The 19,577-nt window shown below is 37.1% G+C and carries 19 protein-coding genes; 12 read left to right on the plus strand and 7 right to left on the minus strand.

Features of this window, described 5'->3' with window-relative positions:
• The first annotated feature begins 108 nt into the window (after positions 1-108).
• The 4 genes from murI to EGT49_RS04995 all read left to right on the plus strand — a co-directional run bounded on the left by murI (position 109) and on the right by EGT49_RS04995 (position 2,283).
• On the plus strand, positions 109-936 hold the full coding sequence (gene murI, locus EGT49_RS04980) for a glutamate racemase (protein ID WP_135372115.1): 828 nt from the start codon (positions 109-111) through the stop codon (positions 934-936).
• Positions 911-1,510 (plus strand): XTP/dITP diphosphatase, encoded by a 600-nt coding sequence (locus tag EGT49_RS04985; protein ID WP_135372117.1) that lies wholly within the window; start codon positions 911-913, stop codon positions 1,508-1,510. Before murI ends, EGT49_RS04985 begins: the two co-directional genes overlap by 26 nt.
• A 66-nt stretch (positions 1,511-1,576) precedes the next feature.
• Positions 1,577-1,987 carry a DUF948 domain-containing protein gene (locus EGT49_RS04990; RefSeq protein WP_135372119.1) on the plus strand — a complete coding sequence of 137 codons (411 nt, stop codon included), beginning with the start codon at positions 1,577-1,579 and terminating at the stop codon, positions 1,985-1,987.
• Positions 1,988-1,989: 2 nt separating this feature from the next.
• Positions 1,990-2,283 (plus strand): hypothetical protein, encoded by a 294-nt coding sequence (locus tag EGT49_RS04995; protein ID WP_135372121.1) that lies wholly within the window; start codon positions 1,990-1,992, stop codon positions 2,281-2,283.
• A 701-nt stretch (positions 2,284-2,984) separates the two neighbouring features.
• Here EGT49_RS04995 and EGT49_RS05000 read toward each other — a convergent pair.
• Positions 2,985-4,085, minus strand: a complete 1,101-nt coding sequence (locus EGT49_RS05000; RefSeq protein WP_135372123.1) for a M24 family metallopeptidase — start codon at positions 4,083-4,085, stop codon at positions 2,985-2,987.
• Between the two features lie 172 nt (positions 4,086-4,257).
• Between EGT49_RS05000 and ccpA the strand changes: the two genes are divergently transcribed.
• Positions 4,258-5,259, plus strand: a complete 1,002-nt coding sequence (gene ccpA, locus EGT49_RS05005) for a catabolite control protein A (protein WP_135372125.1) — start codon at positions 4,258-4,260, stop codon at positions 5,257-5,259.
• A gap of 342 nt (positions 5,260-5,601) precedes the next feature.
• On the opposite strand, the gene EGT49_RS05010 is transcribed toward ccpA, so the two are convergent.
• The 4 genes from EGT49_RS05010 to EGT49_RS05025 all read right to left on the minus strand — a co-directional run bounded on the left by EGT49_RS05010 (position 5,602) and on the right by EGT49_RS05025 (position 12,187).
• Entirely contained in the window at positions 5,602-5,901 is a 300-nt protein-coding gene (locus EGT49_RS05010; RefSeq protein ID WP_135372127.1) for a hypothetical protein, read from the minus strand.
• 68 nt (positions 5,902-5,969) lie between these two features.
• Positions 5,970-8,738 carry a transglycosylase domain-containing protein gene (locus EGT49_RS05015; protein ID WP_135372129.1) on the minus strand — a complete coding sequence of 923 codons (2,769 nt, stop codon included), beginning with the start codon at positions 8,736-8,738 and terminating at the stop codon, positions 5,970-5,972.
• A gap of 559 nt (positions 8,739-9,297) precedes the next feature.
• Positions 9,298-10,692, minus strand: a complete 1,395-nt coding sequence (gene pepV, locus EGT49_RS05020) for a dipeptidase PepV (protein WP_135372131.1) — start codon at positions 10,690-10,692, stop codon at positions 9,298-9,300.
• 67 nt (positions 10,693-10,759) lie between these two features.
• Positions 10,760-12,187, minus strand: coding sequence for a glycerophosphodiester phosphodiesterase (locus tag EGT49_RS05025; protein WP_135372133.1), 1,428 nt, complete (start codon positions 12,185-12,187; stop codon positions 10,760-10,762).
• Between the two features lie 63 nt (positions 12,188-12,250).
• Here EGT49_RS05025 and EGT49_RS05030 point away from each other — a divergent pair, with 63 nt between their 5' ends.
• Genes EGT49_RS05030 through EGT49_RS05055 form a run of 6 tightly spaced genes read left to right on the plus strand, consistent with a single transcriptional unit; the run spans position 12,251 to position 16,479 of the window.
• Entirely contained in the window at positions 12,251-12,574 is a 324-nt protein-coding gene (locus tag EGT49_RS05030; RefSeq protein ID WP_135372135.1) for a hypothetical protein, read from the plus strand.
• A 4-nt stretch (positions 12,575-12,578) separates the two neighbouring features.
• Complete coding sequence (locus EGT49_RS05035) at positions 12,579-13,190, plus strand: metallophosphoesterase (protein WP_135372137.1); 612 nt, start codon at positions 12,579-12,581, stop codon at positions 13,188-13,190.
• A 7-nt stretch (positions 13,191-13,197) separates the two neighbouring features.
• The gene (locus EGT49_RS05040) at positions 13,198-14,565 is read left to right on the plus strand and encodes a bifunctional metallophosphatase/5'-nucleotidase (RefSeq protein WP_135372139.1); all 1,368 of its coding nucleotides are present in this window, start codon (positions 13,198-13,200) and stop codon (positions 14,563-14,565) included.
• A 9-nt stretch (positions 14,566-14,574) separates the two neighbouring features.
• Entirely contained in the window at positions 14,575-15,111 is a 537-nt protein-coding gene (locus EGT49_RS05045) for a YutD family protein (RefSeq protein ID WP_135372141.1), read from the plus strand.
• Positions 15,108-15,884 (plus strand): TIGR01457 family HAD-type hydrolase, encoded by a 777-nt coding sequence (locus tag EGT49_RS05050; RefSeq protein ID WP_135372143.1) that lies wholly within the window; start codon positions 15,108-15,110, stop codon positions 15,882-15,884. The genes EGT49_RS05045 and EGT49_RS05050 overlap by 4 nt, the downstream gene beginning before the upstream one ends.
• A complete protein-coding gene (locus tag EGT49_RS05055; protein ID WP_135372145.1) occupies positions 15,877-16,479 on the plus strand; it encodes a TIGR01906 family membrane protein in 603 nt (200 codons plus the stop codon). Before EGT49_RS05050 ends, EGT49_RS05055 begins: the two co-directional genes overlap by 8 nt.
• A 759-nt stretch (positions 16,480-17,238) precedes the next feature.
• On the opposite strand, the gene EGT49_RS05060 is transcribed toward EGT49_RS05055, so the two are convergent.
• Positions 17,239-17,877 (minus strand): VTT domain-containing protein, encoded by a 639-nt coding sequence (locus EGT49_RS05060; protein WP_135372157.1) that lies wholly within the window; start codon positions 17,875-17,877, stop codon positions 17,239-17,241.
• Positions 17,878-17,969: 92 nt separating this feature from the next.
• On the minus strand, positions 17,970-18,968 hold the full coding sequence (locus EGT49_RS05065; RefSeq protein WP_135372147.1) for an NAD(P)/FAD-dependent oxidoreductase: 999 nt from the start codon (positions 18,966-18,968) through the stop codon (positions 17,970-17,972).
• A gap of 75 nt (positions 18,969-19,043) precedes the next feature.
• On the opposite strand from EGT49_RS05065, the gene EGT49_RS05070 reads away from it, so the two are divergent.
• On the plus strand, positions 19,044-19,430 hold the full coding sequence (locus EGT49_RS05070) for a CvfD/Ygs/GSP13 family RNA-binding post-transcriptional regulator (RefSeq protein WP_135372149.1): 387 nt from the start codon (positions 19,044-19,046) through the stop codon (positions 19,428-19,430).
• Positions 19,431-19,577: the final 147 nt, after the last annotated feature.

A 19,577-nucleotide genomic window follows, 5' to 3' on the forward strand; every position in this document is an offset into this window, starting at 1 on the left:
ATTTATTATATCATTAGAGTAATTGCTTTTTAAGTCAATGTAAAAGATAGTATATGATTATTTTCATAAAATACAATCAATTCGCTTAAACGAAGGTAGGGGTAACATATGAGTGATAACAGACCAATCGGTGTACTAGATTCTGGATTAGGCGGATTAACAGTAGTTAAAGAAGTCATCAGACAGATGCCTAACGAAGATGTAGTTTTCATTGGTGACGAGGCAAGAATGCCTTATGGAGTAAAGACTCATGACCAAATCATAGCTTATACGCGTGAAATGGTACAGTATTTAATCAGTCAAAATGTAAAAATAATTATTTATGGCTGCAACACGGCCACAGCTAATGCATTACAAACGATGCGCAGTGAATTTACTATTCCGATGATCGGTGTCATTGAACCGGGTTCACAAGAAGCATCTAAAGTAACTAAAACCGATCATATTGGAATTATTGCGACAGAATCGACTATCAACTCAAAGAGTTACAATCAAACGATTCATGAAATTAATCCTAAGATTACATCTTTAGGAGTTCCAGCCCAGAAATTTGTTTCTTTTGTTGAAACAGATACAGCTGATTCAGCGGAAGCTAAGCAAAATATTGAAGAAACTTTAAAACCGTTCAAGGATAATGAATTTGACACTTTGATTTTGGGATGTACTCATTTTCCAATGTTGAAGAAACAGATCAATGGCTTTTTACCAAATACTAAACTTGTTGATCCAGCAGTGGCAACCGTCACAGTTGCTAAAAATTATTTAACCAAAAATGCTGCTTTAACAACACAGCCAAAACGAGTTTTGAAATTGCACGCTACAGCTGATATTAAGGAATTTTCAAGATTGGCTAAGCGCTGGTTACAGACAGACATTGATGAAATTAACTTAGTAAATATCGGAGGAAACGATGAAAGAAATCATAATAGCAACTAAAAATCCTGGTAAAGCTCGTGAATTCAAACGACTTTTTGATGATCAGGAAATTGAATTGAAGACGTTATTAGATTTTCCCAACTTCCCAGAGATTAGGGAAACGGGTAAGACTTTTCAAGAGAATGCGACCATCAAGGCACATGCGGTCATGGATCAGTTCAATTTGCCAGTAATCGCTGATGACTCTGGGTTAAAAGTAGATGCATTGTACGGTCAGCCTGGTGTTCACTCAGCTAGATATGCCGGTGATCACAATGACGCTGCAAACAATGCTAAATTGTTGAGTGAATTAGGCGGAGTTCCGTTAGAAAAAAGAACCGCCCAATTCGTTTCAACCTTAGTGTTTGCAAATCCTAAAAATGACCAAGATTTAGTCGTTGAAGGTTCAGTCAACGGTTTGATTGCTACTTTGCCACAAGGAGACGATGGCTTCGGGTATGATCCACTATTTTATGTACCTGAACTAGACAAGACAATGGCGCAAATTACGTTAGATCAAAAGAATCAAATCAGTCACCGTGGTAACGCTATCAAAAAGTTGGAAAAACTCTGGCAAGATTGGATTATTTGGTAAATAATTGCTCTAAAATTGTTATAATGCTAGTATGAAAGTGCTATTAAAATACAGGAGGGTAATATTATGACTGGTGGACAAATTGCAGGATTAATTGCAGCAGTTGCATTTGTAGTGTTAGTTGTATATTTAGCCAGAACATTAGTACAAACAGCTAAATTACTTCAAGAATTGCAAGAAACAATGAAGGAAACGACCAAGATGGTGGAAGTTTTGTCGAAGAACACTGACCAAATCATGGACCAAAGTACTAAGTTAGTGGACAAGACAAATACTTTGATGGATGACGTTAACAGTAAGTCAGCCAAATTGAACCCACTTTTTGATACCGTAGAAAATCTCGGTAAGAAGAGTGCCGCCGCAACTTCAAAGGAACACAATTCAGGTTTCAACCTTCAAAATCTATTAACAGTAGGTAACGTAGCAACAGTCCTCAAGACAGCTACTAAGGTATGGCCAAGAAAGAAGAATAAGTAATTATGAAAAATAATCATTTTATCATTGGCCTAGCATTAGGCTGTGCATCAGGATATTTAGCTTCTAAGTATTTAACTAGTGAAGCCGGTCAAAAAGTTATTGAGAATATCAAAACAATTCGTGGGGATTTCAATAACGGTGGTTTAGGATTAAAAGCTAACAACGATTTGGTTAATGCTTTTAATGATAAGACCGATGCTTTGAAAGATCATATGACTTCAACAGTTGACAAAATCAAAGATGATGAGGATGCTTCTGATATCGTTTTTGATGAAAATGATTTGAATGAAGAATAGTTTAGTTCTTTAGTTTGGTTGGTGGTTGGATGCCGTCTTCCGCAACATCTCTGGGAAACGCTGGAACGCTGCCGGCACGACTTGAAGCCTTTTTCAAAACCGGAAAAAGTCTCCAAGATCGGCCTTCTTGTAAGCGATAAATCGCCAACAAGAATTTGGCGGCTGAGCATTTCCCAGAGATGTTACTCCAGACTGGATTTCAGATTTTGGCAGTATTTCTGTGAATTCTGAAGTGGATTCGGTTCTATTCAGATTAAATGCTTAATTGTCTTAAGGCCTGGATACGTTGTGGCATTTCAATTTTTAACTAACTTAATTTGATATAAAAATAGAGGATCTTATTAGAACCGCAGTGATTACTGCAGTCTAGTAAGATCCTCTTTCTTTTGAGTTATTATTTCTATTTTGAATAAGGGAAACTTAGTAATTTATCAAAATACTTGTGATAAGTCAGAATAGAACTACTATTTTTAAAGGAATGGAAAGTAAATAAACCATAAAAGTGAAATTCAGTCCCGAATAAAAGCCGATTTGGCTCAGCCGTCAAATTCTTGTTAGTGCTTTAGCACTTACAAGAAGGCCTAGTTTTGAGACTTTGTGTACTTTGCAAAGGCTCAAAATAGTGCCGACAGCGTTCCAGCCAAAATCAGCTTTGCTATGGAGGACGGCATACTTAATCTCCCCAATTCTTAAATAATATTCTATTTGATGTAAGTTAGTTCTTTGCTTGTGTGTGTGAATGGTTCGCAGCCGTCTTCTGTAATGTAGACACAGTCTTCAATTCTTACACCGGCAACGTTTGGAATGTAGATTCCTGGTTCGATTGAGAAGCACATGCCTGGTTTTAGAACCATGTCGTTTCCTTCCATGATTGATGGGAATTCGTGTTCTGAAGTTCCCATACCATGTCCGAGACGATGGATGAAGTATTCGCCGTAACCTGCTTTAGTGATGATGTCACGGGCAACTTTGTCTAGTTCTGCAGCTGTGATACCAGGTTTAGCGGCATCCATGGCAGCGTATTGAGCTTCCAAGTCTACTTTATAAATGTCGAGTGATTTCTCATCTGGCTGACCAAAAGCTACTGTTCTGGAGGCATCAGAGATATAGCCGTTGTGGACTGTACCTAGATCGAACAAAACCAATTCATTTTTTTCGATAGGAGTCTTTTCGGGTCCACCATGAGGATTAGCGGCGTTAGCACCAGCTTGAACGATTGTGTCAAAACTCATATGCATGACACCTTTTTTCATCATGGCGTATTCGATTTCGGCGACAACTTCTTGTTCAGTGCGTCCTTCTTTGATAGCGTTAAAAGCTACTGTGAAGGCATAGTCTGCTTCAGCACCAGCGGCTTTTAAGTTTTCAATTTCACTTGGAGTTTTGATCAACTTAGCATTTTCCATATAACGTGAGAGGTTAGTTGGAAATTGTGCATCTGGGAATTGTTGCTTGATTGCTTCGAGTTTTTGAACAGGAAGGTCGTCTTTTTCAATTCCCCACTTGCTAGGTGTACCGGCAACGTCTTTAATGTGGCCTGCCATCAATGCAAATGGATCTTCATGATCTAAATAACCAAAGACATCTTTATCCCAACCGGCGTCTTTTGAAGCTTCAACTTCTAGTTGAGGTGCAAATAGGAATGGGTCTTTGTCAGGGAAAACTAAAAGTGCTAAAATTCTTTCCACGGGATCACTGTAAAAGCCAGTGAAGTAGTGGATGTCACTTGGCTTAGAGATATAGGCAATGTCCAAGTTGTTTTGTGCTAAGTACTCTTGTAGATCTTGTAATTGTTTCTTCATGAAAATACTCCTTTACGTACAGATTTAATAGTAGTATATCACTGAAAACCATTTTCTTTTTGAAAAAATATGAAAACATATGCCAATAATGTGGAAACCGCTTGCAATTGTTGAAAATTTTTGATAAATTAAAGTTAATTAATGAAAATATTGTTTGAGAGAGTGAATATAAATGGATAAAAAGGTCGTAACAATCTATGACGTAGCCGAGGCTGCCAACGTTTCAATGGCAACAATTTCTCGTGTAGTTAACGGTAACGCCAATGTAAAAGAAGAAACAAGAAAGAGAGTTTTGGAAGTAATTGATCGTTTGAATTATCGTCCAAACGCTGTTGCCCGTGGTTTGGCAAGTAAAAAGAGTACAACAATTGGGGTTATCTTGCCAGATATCACTAACTTGTACTTTGCATCATTAGCTAAAGGTATTGACGATGTTGCCTCAATGTACAAATACAACATCATTTTGACTAGTTTACAAGAATCTGTTGGTGATGAAGAACAAATCTTGAATAATTTGCTATCAAAGCAAGTTGATGGACTTATTTACATGGGTAAACAATTGTCTAAGAAACTCAAGAGAATTCTTGCAAACTCAAAGACACCAATCGTTTTGGCTGGTTCAATCGATAAAAATAATGAAAGTGCCAGTGTAAATATTGATTATACTGATGCCGTTGCCAGTGTTGTTGGTCAATTAGCAACTAATGGACATAAGAAAGTTGCTTATGTTGGTGGAAGCCTTGAAAACCCAATTGACGGTAAGTATCGTTTAGACGGTTACAAGAAGGCTTTGAAGAAAGCACACTTGAACTTCTCATCAAACTTAGTCTTTGAAGCAGAATACTCAGTACGTGCCGGAGAAGCAATCTGGGATGCAATCAGTAGTAGTGGTGCTACAGCAGCTTATGTCACAGATGACTTGTTAGCTGCAGGTATCTTGAATTCAGCTGTGAAAGCTGGAGTAAAGGTTCCAGATGACTTTGAACTTGTTACAAGTAATGACACAGTACTTTGTGAAGTAACACGTCCAAAGATGAGTTCAGTTGAAGAACCATTGTATGATATCGGGGCCGTTGCAATGCGTTTGTTGACAAAGATGATGAATCAAGAACAAATTGATGAAAATACAGTTAAGTTGCCATATAGCATCGTAAAACGTGGATCTACAAAGTAGAAAGCGTGGAGCAGGCCCGCTTAGGAGTCAGCAGGTAGCCTAGCTTCACGAATTATCCGCGCACTTTGCGGATGATTTGGGAATGTTGACTCCTGGCCTGCGGAACGCGTTTATGCCGCAATTTTAGGACATAAAACAAAAGAGCACCAAATCCTATAACAGATATACATCAAAAAAATATTATTAAAAAAATAAGCCTTACTAAAAATGAATTTTCATTTTAGTAAAGCTTATTTTTTTTACGGTTTTTTTGATGTAATTGAAAAAGTAACAGAATAAGAGTCTTTAGCTTTTCCAGATGATACCTCAAAAGCCAAATAATCCAAATCTCAGAGTTTTTTGTTATTTTCGACTAGTTTTACGTTGCTTACGCAATTCCCAAATAATCACCACAATATAGCCAAATGCAACCAATGATAAGCCACCAGTGAAAATGGAACTAAATTCGTAAGACATGTCGAAGAATCCAGAAATGATTGAATAGATCGTATTAACCAACACAATTGAGGCTAAAGTTAATGACTTGTCCCAAATTTTGATATTGTGTCTCCAGCGATAAATAAGATCAATGATAATGAATAAGATTAATAAACTTGCGACGACGTAAAGTGAATTTTGTAAAAATGCTGCGCTAAAATACATAGATTTCTCCTTTAAATAAAATAAGAAAACCCCCATCTTTTGAAGTGATTCAATTGATGGGAGTTTCGTTATTCTCCAGTTGGTGGGGTTGTATTGGTTTCTCCACCACTTGAGCTAGATGAACCAGAACTAGAATTACCACCAGTTCCAGTAGTAGGTTGTTCAGTATTAGAACTACTGTTGTTGTCACTTGGAGTAGTTGTGGTACCAGTGTCCGTAGTGGATGATCCACTAGATGAACCAGAACCTGAACTACCACCAGTTCCAGTACCAGTATCAGTAGTACCATTTTCAGTTGTCGAACGTGATTCAGTAGTTGAAGAACTGGATGAACGGTTATTCGTCACCACATCAGATGAATCACTGCTATTAGTACTATTACTGAAGCCAGAAGTTCGACCACTACCATTTTCAATAGCTAATTCATCAGTACTCTTATTAGAATCACCTAAAGTCTTAACTTGACCATAGGTGCTGCTGTGTCCAAAGTAGTTGTCCCAGAAGGATTTGTAGTTCTTAGCTTTACCACCGATAGCAAATTCATCGTAGGACATAGCCTTTGGACTACCTTTATAGTAAAGCGACGTTGTCGTATGTTGGTTGACCTTAGCAGTTACGCCGTTGTAGCCAATTGTACCGACTTTAGTACCAGTTTCTTTATCGACCTTGTAAGATTTAACACCACTAGGACGGTCGAAACTAGTTTCAGCATTTATAACACTTGAATCTTGATCGTAAATCGCATTAGCCATCTTCGACCAAAGTTCCTGATTCAAGTTGGTCGAGTTACTTGATAGGTTGTAGGAGTTACCGTAGAAATTATCGTATCCGATCCAAGAAGCAAGGGTCATACCATCAGTACTACCGATGAACCAGTTATCACGGTAATCATTTGAAGTACCAGTTTTACCAAAGAGGTTCTTAGTGTTGAAATTAGATTCATAGGATAGAGCCGAAGCAGTACCTTTAGTAACAACACCATGCAGCATATTCTTAATAATGTATGAAGTTTGCTCTGTGAAGACACGTTTCTTAGAATTCTTGTGCTTGTAAATACTCTTACCAGAAGGATCTGTTACTTCGGAAACAACATAAGGACTAACGTGAACCCCTTTGTTGGCAAAAGTAGAAAAGGCACTAGCTTGTTCAAGAACTGTCACACCAGTCGATGTACCACCTAAAGTAATACCTAGTTGGTTGTATTCTTTGTCAGTCAAATTGATGCCCATCTTCGACATGTACTTCTTAGAACTGACACCGTGTTGACGGATATAGTTATACAAGTTAACTGAAGGAATATTGTATGATTCTTCCAAAGTTTCACGAGCTGAGATGAAACGGTTTTGAATAGTTTCACCATAATCAGTAGGTGAGTACTTATTAAAGCTAGTCTTAAAGTCAGCTAGCATTGATTGTGAACCAATCAAACCATTTTCAATTGCCGGAGCAAAAGTAATTAAAGGTTTGATTGATGAACCAGGTGAACGATGAGTATCAAAGGCGTGGTTAATTTGTGATTTCTTGAAGTTAACCCCACCGACGAAAGCTAGAACTTGACCAGATTTATTGTCGAGTAAGACCGAGCCATTTTGAACCGGTTCAGAAACCTTGATGCTGCGACCAGTGTTAGGATCAGTTGCATCATCAGTATGAGTCGTACCAAGATTACTCTTATAAGCTTGAGCTTGTTTGTTCATAGCGACGTACAAGCTCTTGTTGATCGTACTGTGAATCTTGTAGTTCTTATTGTGTAATTCTGTATCTGCTTGAGTGTAGTACTTTTCATACATATTTTTATCTTTGACTAAATCTTTATATTTGATGCCATCATTTTTAGCTAGACGTTTAATGATAATTGTCCGAGCTTGTTCAGTCAAAGTATTGTACAAGTAACCATATTTGATGCTGGTTGAGTTTGCACTGGCAGGTTTTAAGAAGTCAGATTTCAAATCAAATTTCTTAGCTTGATTATATTGGGCTTCTGAAATTTGATTGTCACGATACATTCGATATAAAACGATGTCTTTACGCTTCAAACCAAGACTGATATTATCTTTAACCCGACCACGTTCATCATAAGGAGTGTAGATTGATGGACTTTGTGGTAGTCCGGCAATAAAGGCTGATTCAGCCAAGTTTAAATCACTAGCATCTTTTCCAAAGAGACCTTTAGCAGCTGCTTGAACACCTTGAATATTTTGCCCTTTATTATTACGGCCAAACGTTGCAGCGTTCAAATAGTCAGCTAGAATTTCATCTTTTGAGAAATATTTATCAACACGCATAGCTAAGAAAATTTCGACCGCTTTACGTTTCCAAGTAGTTTCTGACGATAACATTTGCATCTTAACGGTCTGCTGGGTCAAAGTTGAACCACCAGTTTGCGTACCGATACCTGTAATATCAGAAATGACCGCCCGAAAAATTGACTTAGGTACGACACCTTTGTGTCGATAGAAGTCACTATCTTCAGTGGAAACAATAGCTTTCTTGAGATATGGTGACATCTCGTCGATTGAAATTTTCGTACCAACGAGATCTTTTTTTAGACTTTCGATTTTTTGTCCATCAGCAAAGTATAGAGTGGCTGAATTATTCACATCTTGAAGTTCCGTTTTCATCTCGTTTTTGGTTGGAACACTAACTTGATTCGTTAATGCCGAAACATATCCTAAACCGAGACCGACGGATAAACTCAAAATGATAAATAAGCCAGCGATTGAATAGAGAACGATTCGACGAATGATCTCTATTGTAAGATTAGCTTTCTTAGCAAAATCGGACCAGCTCTTAATACTTTTGAACCAATTGACAATGCTATTCCATAAATTTTTCACTTTTAAATGAGCTCCCTTAAAAAGTTACATACCGTAATTATATAATAAAATTGATTTAGAAGTGTAAAAACAAAAAAAGTTCTCTTGAATTTGATTTTTTTCTTAAACCTTAGTTTGTGTTAAAGCCTGCCTTTTACGCACGTGTTAAGCAGACTTTGGGGCCAGACATCACAGAAATTGTGTTTTCGAATAGACAGTTTTATTTTATCTCATATTTGAATAAAAAATGAAAAACAGCCTCTATTTTAATGTGCATAAGACTACTTAGGAGTCAATTACGTACTAGAAAATAGATGCTGTTTTTATGTTTTACTTTATTTTTTATTTCTAAGCAAGAAAATTATGCTGTATCTTTATTATTGAATGAAATAGGATAAATTATAGAACAATTTATCTAGTCTGGAGCACAAGTCCTGTGATGACTCAGCCGCCAAATTATCCTTAGTGTTTTAGCGCTTAGGATAAGGCCAAGCTTTGAGATTTTGCGTACTTTGCAAAAGCTCAAAGTTGTGCCGGCCGCGTTCCAGCTCATCACAGGGCTTGTGTGGAAGACGGCATATTACTTAATTAAACGGTAGATAGCGTCTGCGTAAATTGCTGTGGCTTTTAATAATTTATCAATATTAATATATTCATTAGGTTGATGCATAACATTTTCGTCGCCAGGGAACATTGCACCAAAAGCGATTCCGTGTTTAAGAATTCGACCGTAAGTACCACCACCAACTGTAAATGGTTCAGTATCATCGTCAGTGTGATCACGATAAGCTCCAACTAAAGCTTGAACCAATGGATCATCAGCTTCGATGAAGTGAGGCAATTGATTGTGACCTTCAATGACAGCTGAAACATTTTCTGGTAGATTTTGGTTGATCTTGTCAGTCAATGTAACACCGGTGTCACCTTCAGGATAACGGATATTTAGAAGAATATTGGCATTATCTTGGTCGTATTCAAAAATGTTAGGGGAAACAGTTAAGTCACCCATCACTTCATGAGTGTTGGCGATTCCTAGATTTTTACCAGCAAAATCTAAGTGAAGTTGATTAACGATAAATGAGAAGTAAGTCTTTTCAGATTCATTCAAGTCTAAAGTTAATAAGAATTTGGCAAGGTAAGTACCAGCATTGATACCATTGAATGGTTCCATTGCATGGGCACCTTTACCAATAATTTTAACGACTAATTTATCATCGTTAGAAACTTCGCCTTGGACTGCTTGATTTTCAGCTAAGAAATCATTTAACTTCGTCTTTAAATCTTCGAAGTCGATTTTTTCTGAATCAATAACAGCTTCTGCATTTTGTGGCACCATGTTAGGTCTGATACCAGCCTTCACTGCTTTAACTACGCCAATTTCTGGTGTAGGGAAGTTAACTCTAAAGGAAACAATCCCTTTTTCACCATTGATAGCAGGAAATTCAGCATCAGGTGAGAAACCAGTTTCTGGCATAGTTTCTTTTTCCATATAGTGGTTGATGCCAACCCATTCGCTCTCTTCATCAGTTCCTAAAATCAATTGAACTTTCTTACTTGTTGGTAATTTAAGTTCTTTGATAATTTTCATTGCATAGTAGGAAGCCAAACTAGGGCCTTTATCGTCACTAGCACCACGTGCATAAAAGTTTCGATCCTTAATTACGGGTTCAAATGGATTAGTGTTCCAACCTGGACCTTCTGGTACAACATCTACGTGCCCCAAAATGGCAATCGATTCGTCACCATCACCGAATTCGATGCGCCCCGCTAAATTATCAACGTTCTTAGTCTCAAAGCCGTCACGGTCTGCAAAGTGTAAAAATGTTTGCAAGGCCTTGGCTGGTCCTGGTCCTAAAGGAAAATCATTTGTTTTGTGTTCGACATCTCGAGAACTATCAATACTTACTAGTTCTGAGAGGTCGTTTATTAATTCATCTGAACGATGTGAAACTTCTTTTTCCCAATCTATAGACATATATCTTTTGACCTCCACATGAAGTTTTATATATTTTACCAAAGGTTTTGATTAATGGCTAATTTACCTAAATTGTCTTTATGGAATCGTTGTCATTATTCGTTGAAAAATCAATGAATAAATTGTTAAATTCACTGATTAATGATGCATCCTGTAAAGTCTGATCAGTCGTTGGCTGGGCGAGTGAAATATTTTCGAGTAGATCAACATTTCGTAATCTCTGGCCTTTTGGTAAATCATAATAACTCTTTAGACTTTCATTACCTAGGTAATTGTCAGGATTTAATTGAATCAAGACATTTTTGGCATTGATCCAACCATTTTTTAATTTTAACCAAGTTTGTGAACCACGGCGTTGAATCGTGATAATTTTTTCAACCTGATTGGCTTCGAGTCGATTCTTGATTTTGCTTTGACTGTCCGGTTGACTGTATAAAAAGTTATCCGGTTGTTGATTACGATAGACGACACTGGCTCCAAAATATTGACGTAGATCTTTTAAAACATATTCTGAGTTGAAACCAGTTGCGTCGGCAAATTGATTCTCGCCCAGTTGGACGTACTTTTTACCGTTTGAACGGATAATATTGGTTATGTGATAGCCATCTAGTGGTTTGACCACTTTTTTAGTTTTGATTAAACGGTAGGGGTTCTCGTAAATCGGTTCAGATTTAGAGCTCATGTAATAAACGTTTTGGTTGATAACTTCACTCTTTGACTTATCCTTTAACTCGCGATATTCATTACCAGTTGCGGGATAGTTAGTGACAACTCCGTCAATTGGCATATTGATTAAAGTATTCCACTTTTTGGGGCTTTCATTCATTTCGTCCCAAACATAAATCGTTTTACCCATTGAATGCAAAGCGTTGATGACGTCTGGGGTTACAATATTAGATGAAAGGTTAACGCCAGTGACATATTGCAAAACTTCAAAATTGACCCGCTTGATAGTTCCGGCAATGAAGATTCTTGGGATGTCGGGCATCAATTCAGCTTCATTTTGTAAACTCTTGGTTGAGAATGAGTGAAACATGACTCGATCTTGCATCCCGTATTGATCGATTACTTGTTTCAGTAAAGCTTCCATATTTTGGGGATTACCTTTTTTCGTCTTCTTAGTTTCAATTAAAAATTTTGCTTTAGGATTATTTTTGTAATGCTCGAAAACTTGATTCAAACTGTGAATAGGTTCACCATTTTTTTGTTTGAGCGTTGCTAATTCGGAGAAATTGTGTTGGGATACAATGGCCGATGTACCTGTCACGCGCTCTAAATCCCGGTCATGGGAAACGACTAGCACATTATCTTTTGAAACGTGAATATCAAGTTCGACATAATCAGCACCTTCATCAAAAGCCTTGTTAAAACTTTCAAAGGTCTCTTCTGGAGCATTGATTGGGTCACCACGATGACCAATGACCGTAAAACCACTGGCGAAGAAAAAAATGAGGCCAGCAAAGGCGATTTTGAAAAGGTTGTTTTTTGAAATCATAATTAACTCCCTAACTTTTTGAATATTATATACTAAAATAAGTAATGAAATGAGGTAGTAACAATGGACAATGAAAAGCAAACACTCGATATTATTGAACAAATCACTCGTAATGATGGCACAAAGTATTACGAATTAGCTAATATCGTTATGAACGGTCGCGCAGAGAAGGCGGCTGAATTAGGATTGATCAAAGAGGTTCGAATTTTGAAACTCAATATTCCCCATTCATCAGCGGTCAACACGTACGAAGAATACGTCAATGAGAATTATTCAGTACCACCAATGGAAATGAAAGAGTGGGTCGAGTATAAGAAGCCTGAAGGAAAGATTCATGATGCGTTTGAAGAAATCCTCAAGGCAAATAAAATAATTTCAAAGGATTAATAAAATGAATTACTTTATAGCTGATACACATTTTTATCACTATCAATTATTACAACCAAATAACTTTGCACCCAGACATTTTCAAAACGTCGATGACATGAATCAAGCTATGATCGATGCTTGGAATAGTCGAGTCGATGAAAATGACCGTGTTTACCATCTCGGTGATATTTCCATGCGACCACAAGATTATCCAACTGACGAAGAAACGTTTGATATTTTGCGGCAGTTAAATGGACACATGACTTTGATCAAAGGTAACCACGATTATCGTTCACTTTTTAAATACATTAATAAGCATAATCAAACTATGTCTGATGGCAAGTTGAAATATCAATTTGAAGACGTTGGTTCATTATTAAAATTTGATCACCATCAATTTTATTGTACTCATTATCCCATGTTATTAGGTAAAGTGGACAAAATAATTAATTTGCATGGTCACATTCATCATTATTCAGTGCCAATTGCGGAAAATATTAATGTCGGTGTCGATGCTCCTGAACGTGAATTTTTGAGTGAAGATTTGCCATGGGGCAGTCCTTTACGCGGAGAAGAAATTTTAGAAATGTATGATAAGAAGAAACAAGAATTAGCAAAAATGCAGAGAAAGTAGGCTCTTTATGGAAAAAATTCAAATAGTTCACACGAATGATTTACATTCTCACTTCGAAAATTTTCCACGTATTGCGCGTTTTATTGAAAACTCAAGAAATACTAGCATTGCTGATGATTTTTACTTGTTCGATATTGGGGATGCAATGGACCGTGCTCATCCACTAACCGAAGCCACTAATGGGAAAGCTAATATAGAGTGGATGAATCAGTTACATTATGATGCAGCGACGATTGGTAACAATGAAGGCTTAGGCAACAGTCACCAAGAATTAATGCATTTGTATGATGAAGCTAATTTCCCCGTTATTTTAGATAATTTGTACGATGAGAAAACTAAGCAGTTGGCTGATTTTGCTAAGCCTTTTAAAGTATTGACGACTAAGAGCGGGACAAAGATTGGCGTGATTGGAATGACTGCGCCATTTATTTTGACCTATCCATTGTTGAATTGGGATATTCGGTTGATTCAAGATATTTTGCCACAGGCGCTGGCAGCAGTTAAAGACTGCGATGTGATTATTTTGTTGTCACACTTAGGAGTCTCAATGGATCGCTTGATTGCCAAAAATCATCCTGAAATTGATGTTATTATTGGTTCTCATACGCATCACTTGTTTGAAAAAGGCGAGATGGACAATGGCGTCTTGTTGGCAGCAGCTGGAAAGTACGGTCAAAATATTGGGAACATTGATTTGGAATTAAATGATCAAAAAGAAATTACCAATAAAGTAGCCTTTACCACACGGACAGCTGATCTTCCAAAAGAGAAGGCTGATGACGCTTGGATTTTGGCTCAGCACGAAAAAGGTGAAAAGCTATTAGATCAAAGAAAAATTGCTAATTTACCAGTGTCGTTGAGTAAGGATTATCAAGCACCTCATGCGGTGATCAATGAAGCCCTCGATGCGATGCAAGACTTTACCGGTGCAGAAGTAGCGATTTTGAGTTCCGGCTTATTTTTAAAGGACTTACCAAAAGGCGTTATTTCGCAAAAGGATTTACATGACCTCTTGCCGCATGCAATTCACGCTATGAAGACAACGATGACTGGCGAAAATGTCTGGCGATTAGTGATGGAAATGGAAAAGAACCGTTTGTACTTACGAACTCATCAACAAAAAGGGATGGGCTTTCGTGGTAAGATTTTCGGTGAAATAGTTTATCGGGGGATAAAAATTGATAGTAAACGAAATGTTTATGTCAATGGTCAAGAATTAAATCCTAATCAAGAGTATACTTTAGCTTTATTGGACCATTATTTATTTGTACCCTATTTTCCATCGATTGAAATTGCAGGGGATAATGAAATTCTGTATCCTAAGTTCTTGAGAAATGTTTTTGGAGATTATTTAAGTAAAAAATATCCGATTTGAGGTGATTGTTTGCAAGAGGTTGAGAATAAAACACCAGCTAAATTGGCTGATGTTATCGTTCTGACAGATAACCTGATTACGATTAACAAGACTCAATATAAGATAGTTGAAGATCACGACAATGGATTCAACGAGGAACGAATCGAAGAACGTTACAATGACGTCTTAGATAAGTACGATTACATTGTTGGTGATTGGGGATACGACCAGTTACGTTTTAAAGGTTTTTATGAAGATGAAAGACGTGATAGTACGCTTGATTCACGGATCTCTCATTTGGAAGACTACTTATTGGAATACTGTAACTTTGGTTGTGCATATTTTGTTTTGGAAAAAGTTAAGAAAGCTCCTTTGAAGAATCGACGTAAGGTTAATCACAAATTCCATACTCGTTCAACTCAAAACAAGCATGGAAACAACAATAAGAATGTTAATAAAAATACTAATCACAGTCATAAGCGCAAAACGACTACGAAGCATCGTGTTAAAAAGACTAGCGCAAAGAAGACTTTTAAAATTAGAAAAATAGGTGAAAAGAATAAATGAAGTATCAAACATATTTAATTGATTTAGATGGCACAATGTATCGTGGTAAGGACAAGATTCCTGAAGCTAAAACATTTGTCGAGAATTTACAAGCTAAAGGAGTAGACTATTACTTCCTTACTAACAACACGACTAAGACTCCACAACAAGTAGCTGATAATTTGGTCAATAACCATCAAATCCCCGCTACTGCAGATCAAGTCGTAACACCATCGCTTGCAACCGCAGCATATGTAAAAAATATGTTTGATGATGATATTAGTAACCACTCTGCATACGTTATTGGCGAATACGGTTTAAAGAGTGCAGTTTACAACACAGGAATCAAGTTTGAAGAAACTAACCCTGATGTAGTGATTGTCGGCTTAGATTATGATGTTACCTATCATAAATTTGAAATTGCGACATTAGCAATTAAGCGTGGTGCTTTCTTCATTGGAACTAACGCTGATACTAACTTGCCGAATGAACGTGGATTAGTTCCTGGGGCTGGTTCAGTTATTTCTTTAGTAGAAACTTCAACGCAACAAAGAGCTAAATACATTGGTAAACCAGAACGTGACATTATGGACTTTGCAGCTGACTTCAAGCACTTTGATCCAAAGACTGCGGTAATGGTTGGTGACAATTACAATACTGATATTAAATGTGGGATTGCCTCTGGAGTAGACACTTTGTTAGTTTATACCGGTGTAAGTACCCATGAAGATATTGCTAAAGTTGCTATCAAGCCAACTCATGAAGTAGAAAGTTTGGACGAGTGGGATGTCTAATGCCCAAAAAGATGGACTTTACACCACTGCTTTAGTTTTCTTTTTTCTGACTACCGCAATATCAGTCACAATTTTTGCCAGCTATTTATTGTTTGCATTTGATATTCGCTACTATAATTTGGATTCATTAGTAGAACTGGATTATGGAACGGTATTTAAAAATTATGCTCAAATGATGGACTATTTGTTGAATCCGTTCAATTGGCAATTTAAGTTGAGTGATTTCATTTCATCACCAGCCGGAAGACTCCATTTTGAAGATTGTAAGAAACTCTTCATGCTTAATTTTGCAGTCTGGGTAGTTAGTGGTATCTCGGTCTGGAAGTTCCACAAAGTGCGAGCCTATTTCAATCGTGTCTTTTTCTGGGTAGGAATCGGAACAATTGCATTGGTATTGTTAATGTTATTTAATTTTGATCAATTCTTCGTGGTTTTCCACGAAGTGCTATTTAGAAACAGCGATTGGTTGTTTGATCCAGCAAAAGATCCAATTATCAATGTTTTACCGGAAGACTTCTTTACACAATGCTTTGTGCTGTTCTTTATCGTGTTTGAAGGGTTGATGTTTTGGAAAGCTAGACGAATTGCGTTTTAGATAGATTAGTTCTTTATTTTGGGTGGTGGTGGATGCCGTCTTCCGCAACAGCTCTGGGAAACGCTGGAACGCGGTGGGCACGACTTGAAACTACCGCAAAGTGCGCGGCATTTCCAAGCTCGGCCTTCTACATAAGCGCTAAAGCGCTAAGTAGAATATCACGGCTGAGCATTTCCCAGAGCTGTTACTCCAGACTGGATTTCAGTTATTTGCGGTTATCTCCGTAAATTCTGAAATGGATACGATTCTATTCAGTTTAAGTTCAAGATTGATTTGTAGTCTGGGTAGCTTTAGTGTTTCAATATTTTAATTTGTTAAAAATAGAAGAGAATCTTACTAGAATTGCTGTAAAATGTGGCAATCTAGTAAGATTCTTTTTTGCTGTTATTACTTTTTTTAAATAAGGGGAATTTAATGACCTGTCACAATACTTGTGATAATTCAGAATAGAATTAGTATTCTTAAAGGAATGGAAAGCAAATAAAACATAGAATTGCTATTCAGCCTGGAACAAAAAACTCAATTGGGCTCAGCTCTGAAATTATAGTTAGCGCTTTAGCGCTTACTATAAGGCCAAGTTTGAAGATTTTTTCCGGTTTTGAAAAAAGCTTCAAGTTGTGCCCAGAGCGTTCCAGTCCCAATTGAGTTTTTTGTGGAAGGCGACATACTATCTCTAAATCGTTCCAGCCAAAATCGGCTTTGATATGGAGGACGGCATACTTCATCCCCAAAAAACAAAAAAGAGCCTAAGACAATATCTTAAGCTCTTTTTTTGCGATTCTTTAAAGCTGTGATCAAAACAGGAATCAATGAAACTAAGATAATTCCTAGAATAATCATTGAGAAGTGTTCTTGAACAGCAGGGATATTTCCAAATAAGAAGCCAGCAATAGAACAAACTGTTACCCATAGAAAAGCCCCAATAAAATTGAATTTCAAAAAGGTTCCATAATGCATTGTTCCACTACCAGCAACGAAAGGTACGAAAGTTCTGATTAGAGGAATGAATCTTCCAATAGCGATTGTTTTACCACCGTGCTTTTGGAAGAAAAGATGTGCGTCGTGCAGGTGCTCTTTATTGATCAGTTTGCTCAGATACTTATTCTCCGTTGCAAACTGTCCAAAATGTTCACCAATTTCATAATTCATTGAATCTCCTAAGACGGCCGCCGATAGGAAAATAACAAAGAGTAGCCAAGGAAGTAGTCCGTAGCTTGGATTAGCTGCCAAAGCCATTGCGGCGAAAATCAAGGAATCACCAGGTAGGAAAGGTAAGATAACTACACCAGTTTCAATGAAGATGATGATAAACATAATCAAATATGTCCAAAGACCAAAGTTATTTACAATATTGACCATGTGGCTATCAATATGCAGAATAAAATCAATCAGACTCATTACGTAACTCAATCAATCAACTCCAGATTTTAAATTAATCTTTATTATACTAGCATATCTTAAAATTAGCTTTACAAAAGACAAATTTCAAGTTATTTTTCAAAAATCGAAGTACTGTGTTCAAAGTAATCACGATTAGGGTAAAGATTGCGAAGTGCCTTAGTAACTGCAACTGGACCTTCTGCAAAAGCAGTTGTGATCAATTGAAGCTTGCCAGGATAAGTTACAATATCACCAATGGCAAAAATGTTAGGGAGATTAGTTTCCATCTCTTGTGTCACCTTAATGAAGGGACCGCTTAATTCAATATGCCAATCGCGTAAAATTTTGGAGTCGGAGACAAAGCCGTAGTTAACTAGTAATTTATCAGCCGTGACAGTTTTCTCATCATCCGACTTGATCATTTTTAGATGAACATCGATCTTTTTGTGATCATCAGCGTTGTAGTCGACACCTTTGATGATGTAGGGATTGAGTTGTTCAACGTCGGATTCATTAAGTTTCTTGACGCTGGATTCCATAGCACGATACTTGTTGCGACGATGAATCAGTGCTGTGTGATTAGTAATCTTGCTTAAATCAATTGACCAATCGACGGCCGAATCCCCACCACCGGCTACTAAGACGTCCTTTCCTTGGAAGTCTTCCATATGATTAACAAAATAGTTTAAGTTGTTATCTTCTAAAGTCTTGTCATAATCAAATGTCAATTTACGAGGCTTGAAGGCACCATTACCGATAGCAATGATAATCGCTTTAGTCCGAATAGTTTCCTTATTAGTTGTCAAAATCCAAGTAGAATCATTTTCGTCTCTTTCTATAGAAGAAACAGATGTATTTAGATATTTATCAAACTTGGTTATCTCCAATTGCTTATCCAGTTGCTTGATTAAATCAGTTGCGGAGATCTTAGGTAGGCCGGCAACGTCATAGATGTGCTTTTGAGCATAAAGAGTCTCAGGTTGTCCACCTAGTTTAGGTAAACTTTCTATTAATGCTACATCTAGGTTACGAAGACCAGCAAAGTAAGTGGCAAACATACCTGCAGGACCACCACCGATAATCGAAATGTCATAAATTTTATCATTCATAATCTTAGTCACCATTTTCTGTTATATAATCTATAGATATATTGTGACACATTTAGAATTTAAAGAGGGAAAAATATGAGAATTGGTGACAAACTTACCGGGACTATTTCCGGCATTCAATCGTATGGCGTCTTCGTCAAGTTAGATGATAAGCATCAAGGCTTGATTCATATCTCCGAATTAAAGCATGGCTTTGTTTCTAATATAGAAGAGAGATATCAAGTTGGAGATAAGGTAGACGTCTTGGTAATGGGAATAGACGAGTATAATCAAAAGATCAGTCTGTCTACTAGGGCTTTGAATCCAGAAAAGATTGGACGACCTATCTTACATAAGCACTTTTGGACTGATTATCGTGATAGAATAGGATATAAGACGATTGCCAAGCAGAAACAAGGTTGGATAAACAGCGCTATGAAGCAAATTTCAGAAAAAAAGCAAAAAAATTCAACTTTTTTGTAAAAAAGGGTTGCACATCACTTATTCGATTGGTAATATATATCTTGTTGTTGCGACAGAGCAACGGTGTCAACGGTTTGAAGCTTAATTGTTTCTCCTAAACACCACTAATTATTTTAAAAAAGTTCTTGACTTGGTCTTGTAACTTCG

Origin of the sequence: Companilactobacillus suantsaicola (genome assembly GCF_004745525.1) — a bacterium.
In the GTDB taxonomy this organism is placed as follows: Bacteria; Bacillota; Bacilli; order Lactobacillales; family Lactobacillaceae; genus Companilactobacillus; species Companilactobacillus suantsaicola.

Coding starts and splice junctions, on each gene's coding strand:
- murI (WP_135372115.1), top strand. CDS start 109: ATGAGTGATAACAGACCAATCGGTGTACTAGATTCTGGATTAGGCGGA.
- EGT49_RS04985 (WP_135372117.1), top strand. CDS start 911: ATGAAAGAAATCATAATAGCAACTAAAAATCCTGGTAAAGCTCGTGAA.
- EGT49_RS04990 (WP_135372119.1), top strand. CDS start 1,577: ATGACTGGTGGACAAATTGCAGGATTAATTGCAGCAGTTGCATTTGTA.
- EGT49_RS04995 (WP_135372121.1), top strand. CDS start 1,990: ATGAAAAATAATCATTTTATCATTGGCCTAGCATTAGGCTGTGCATCA.
- EGT49_RS05000 (WP_135372123.1), bottom strand. CDS start 4,085: ATGAAGAAACAATTACAAGATCTACAAGAGTACTTAGCACAAAACAAC.
- ccpA (WP_135372125.1), top strand. CDS start 4,258: ATGGATAAAAAGGTCGTAACAATCTATGACGTAGCCGAGGCTGCCAAC.
- EGT49_RS05010 (WP_135372127.1), bottom strand. CDS start 5,901: ATGTATTTTAGCGCAGCATTTTTACAAAATTCACTTTACGTCGTCGCA.
- pepV (WP_135372131.1), bottom strand. CDS start 10,692: ATGTCTATAGATTGGGAAAAAGAAGTTTCACATCGTTCAGATGAATTA.
- EGT49_RS05025 (WP_135372133.1), bottom strand. CDS start 12,187: ATGATTTCAAAAAACAACCTTTTCAAAATCGCCTTTGCTGGCCTCATT.
- EGT49_RS05030 (WP_135372135.1), top strand. CDS start 12,251: ATGGACAATGAAAAGCAAACACTCGATATTATTGAACAAATCACTCGT.
- EGT49_RS05035 (WP_135372137.1), top strand. CDS start 12,579: ATGAATTACTTTATAGCTGATACACATTTTTATCACTATCAATTATTA.
- EGT49_RS05040 (WP_135372139.1), top strand. CDS start 13,198: ATGGAAAAAATTCAAATAGTTCACACGAATGATTTACATTCTCACTTC.
- EGT49_RS05050 (WP_135372143.1), top strand. CDS start 15,108: ATGAAGTATCAAACATATTTAATTGATTTAGATGGCACAATGTATCGT.
- EGT49_RS05055 (WP_135372145.1), top strand. CDS start 15,877: ATGTCTAATGCCCAAAAAGATGGACTTTACACCACTGCTTTAGTTTTC.
- EGT49_RS05060 (WP_135372157.1), bottom strand. CDS start 17,877: ATGAGTCTGATTGATTTTATTCTGCATATTGATAGCCACATGGTCAAT.
- EGT49_RS05065 (WP_135372147.1), bottom strand. CDS start 18,968: ATGAATGATAAAATTTATGACATTTCGATTATCGGTGGTGGTCCTGCA.
- EGT49_RS05070 (WP_135372149.1), top strand. CDS start 19,044: ATGAGAATTGGTGACAAACTTACCGGGACTATTTCCGGCATTCAATCG.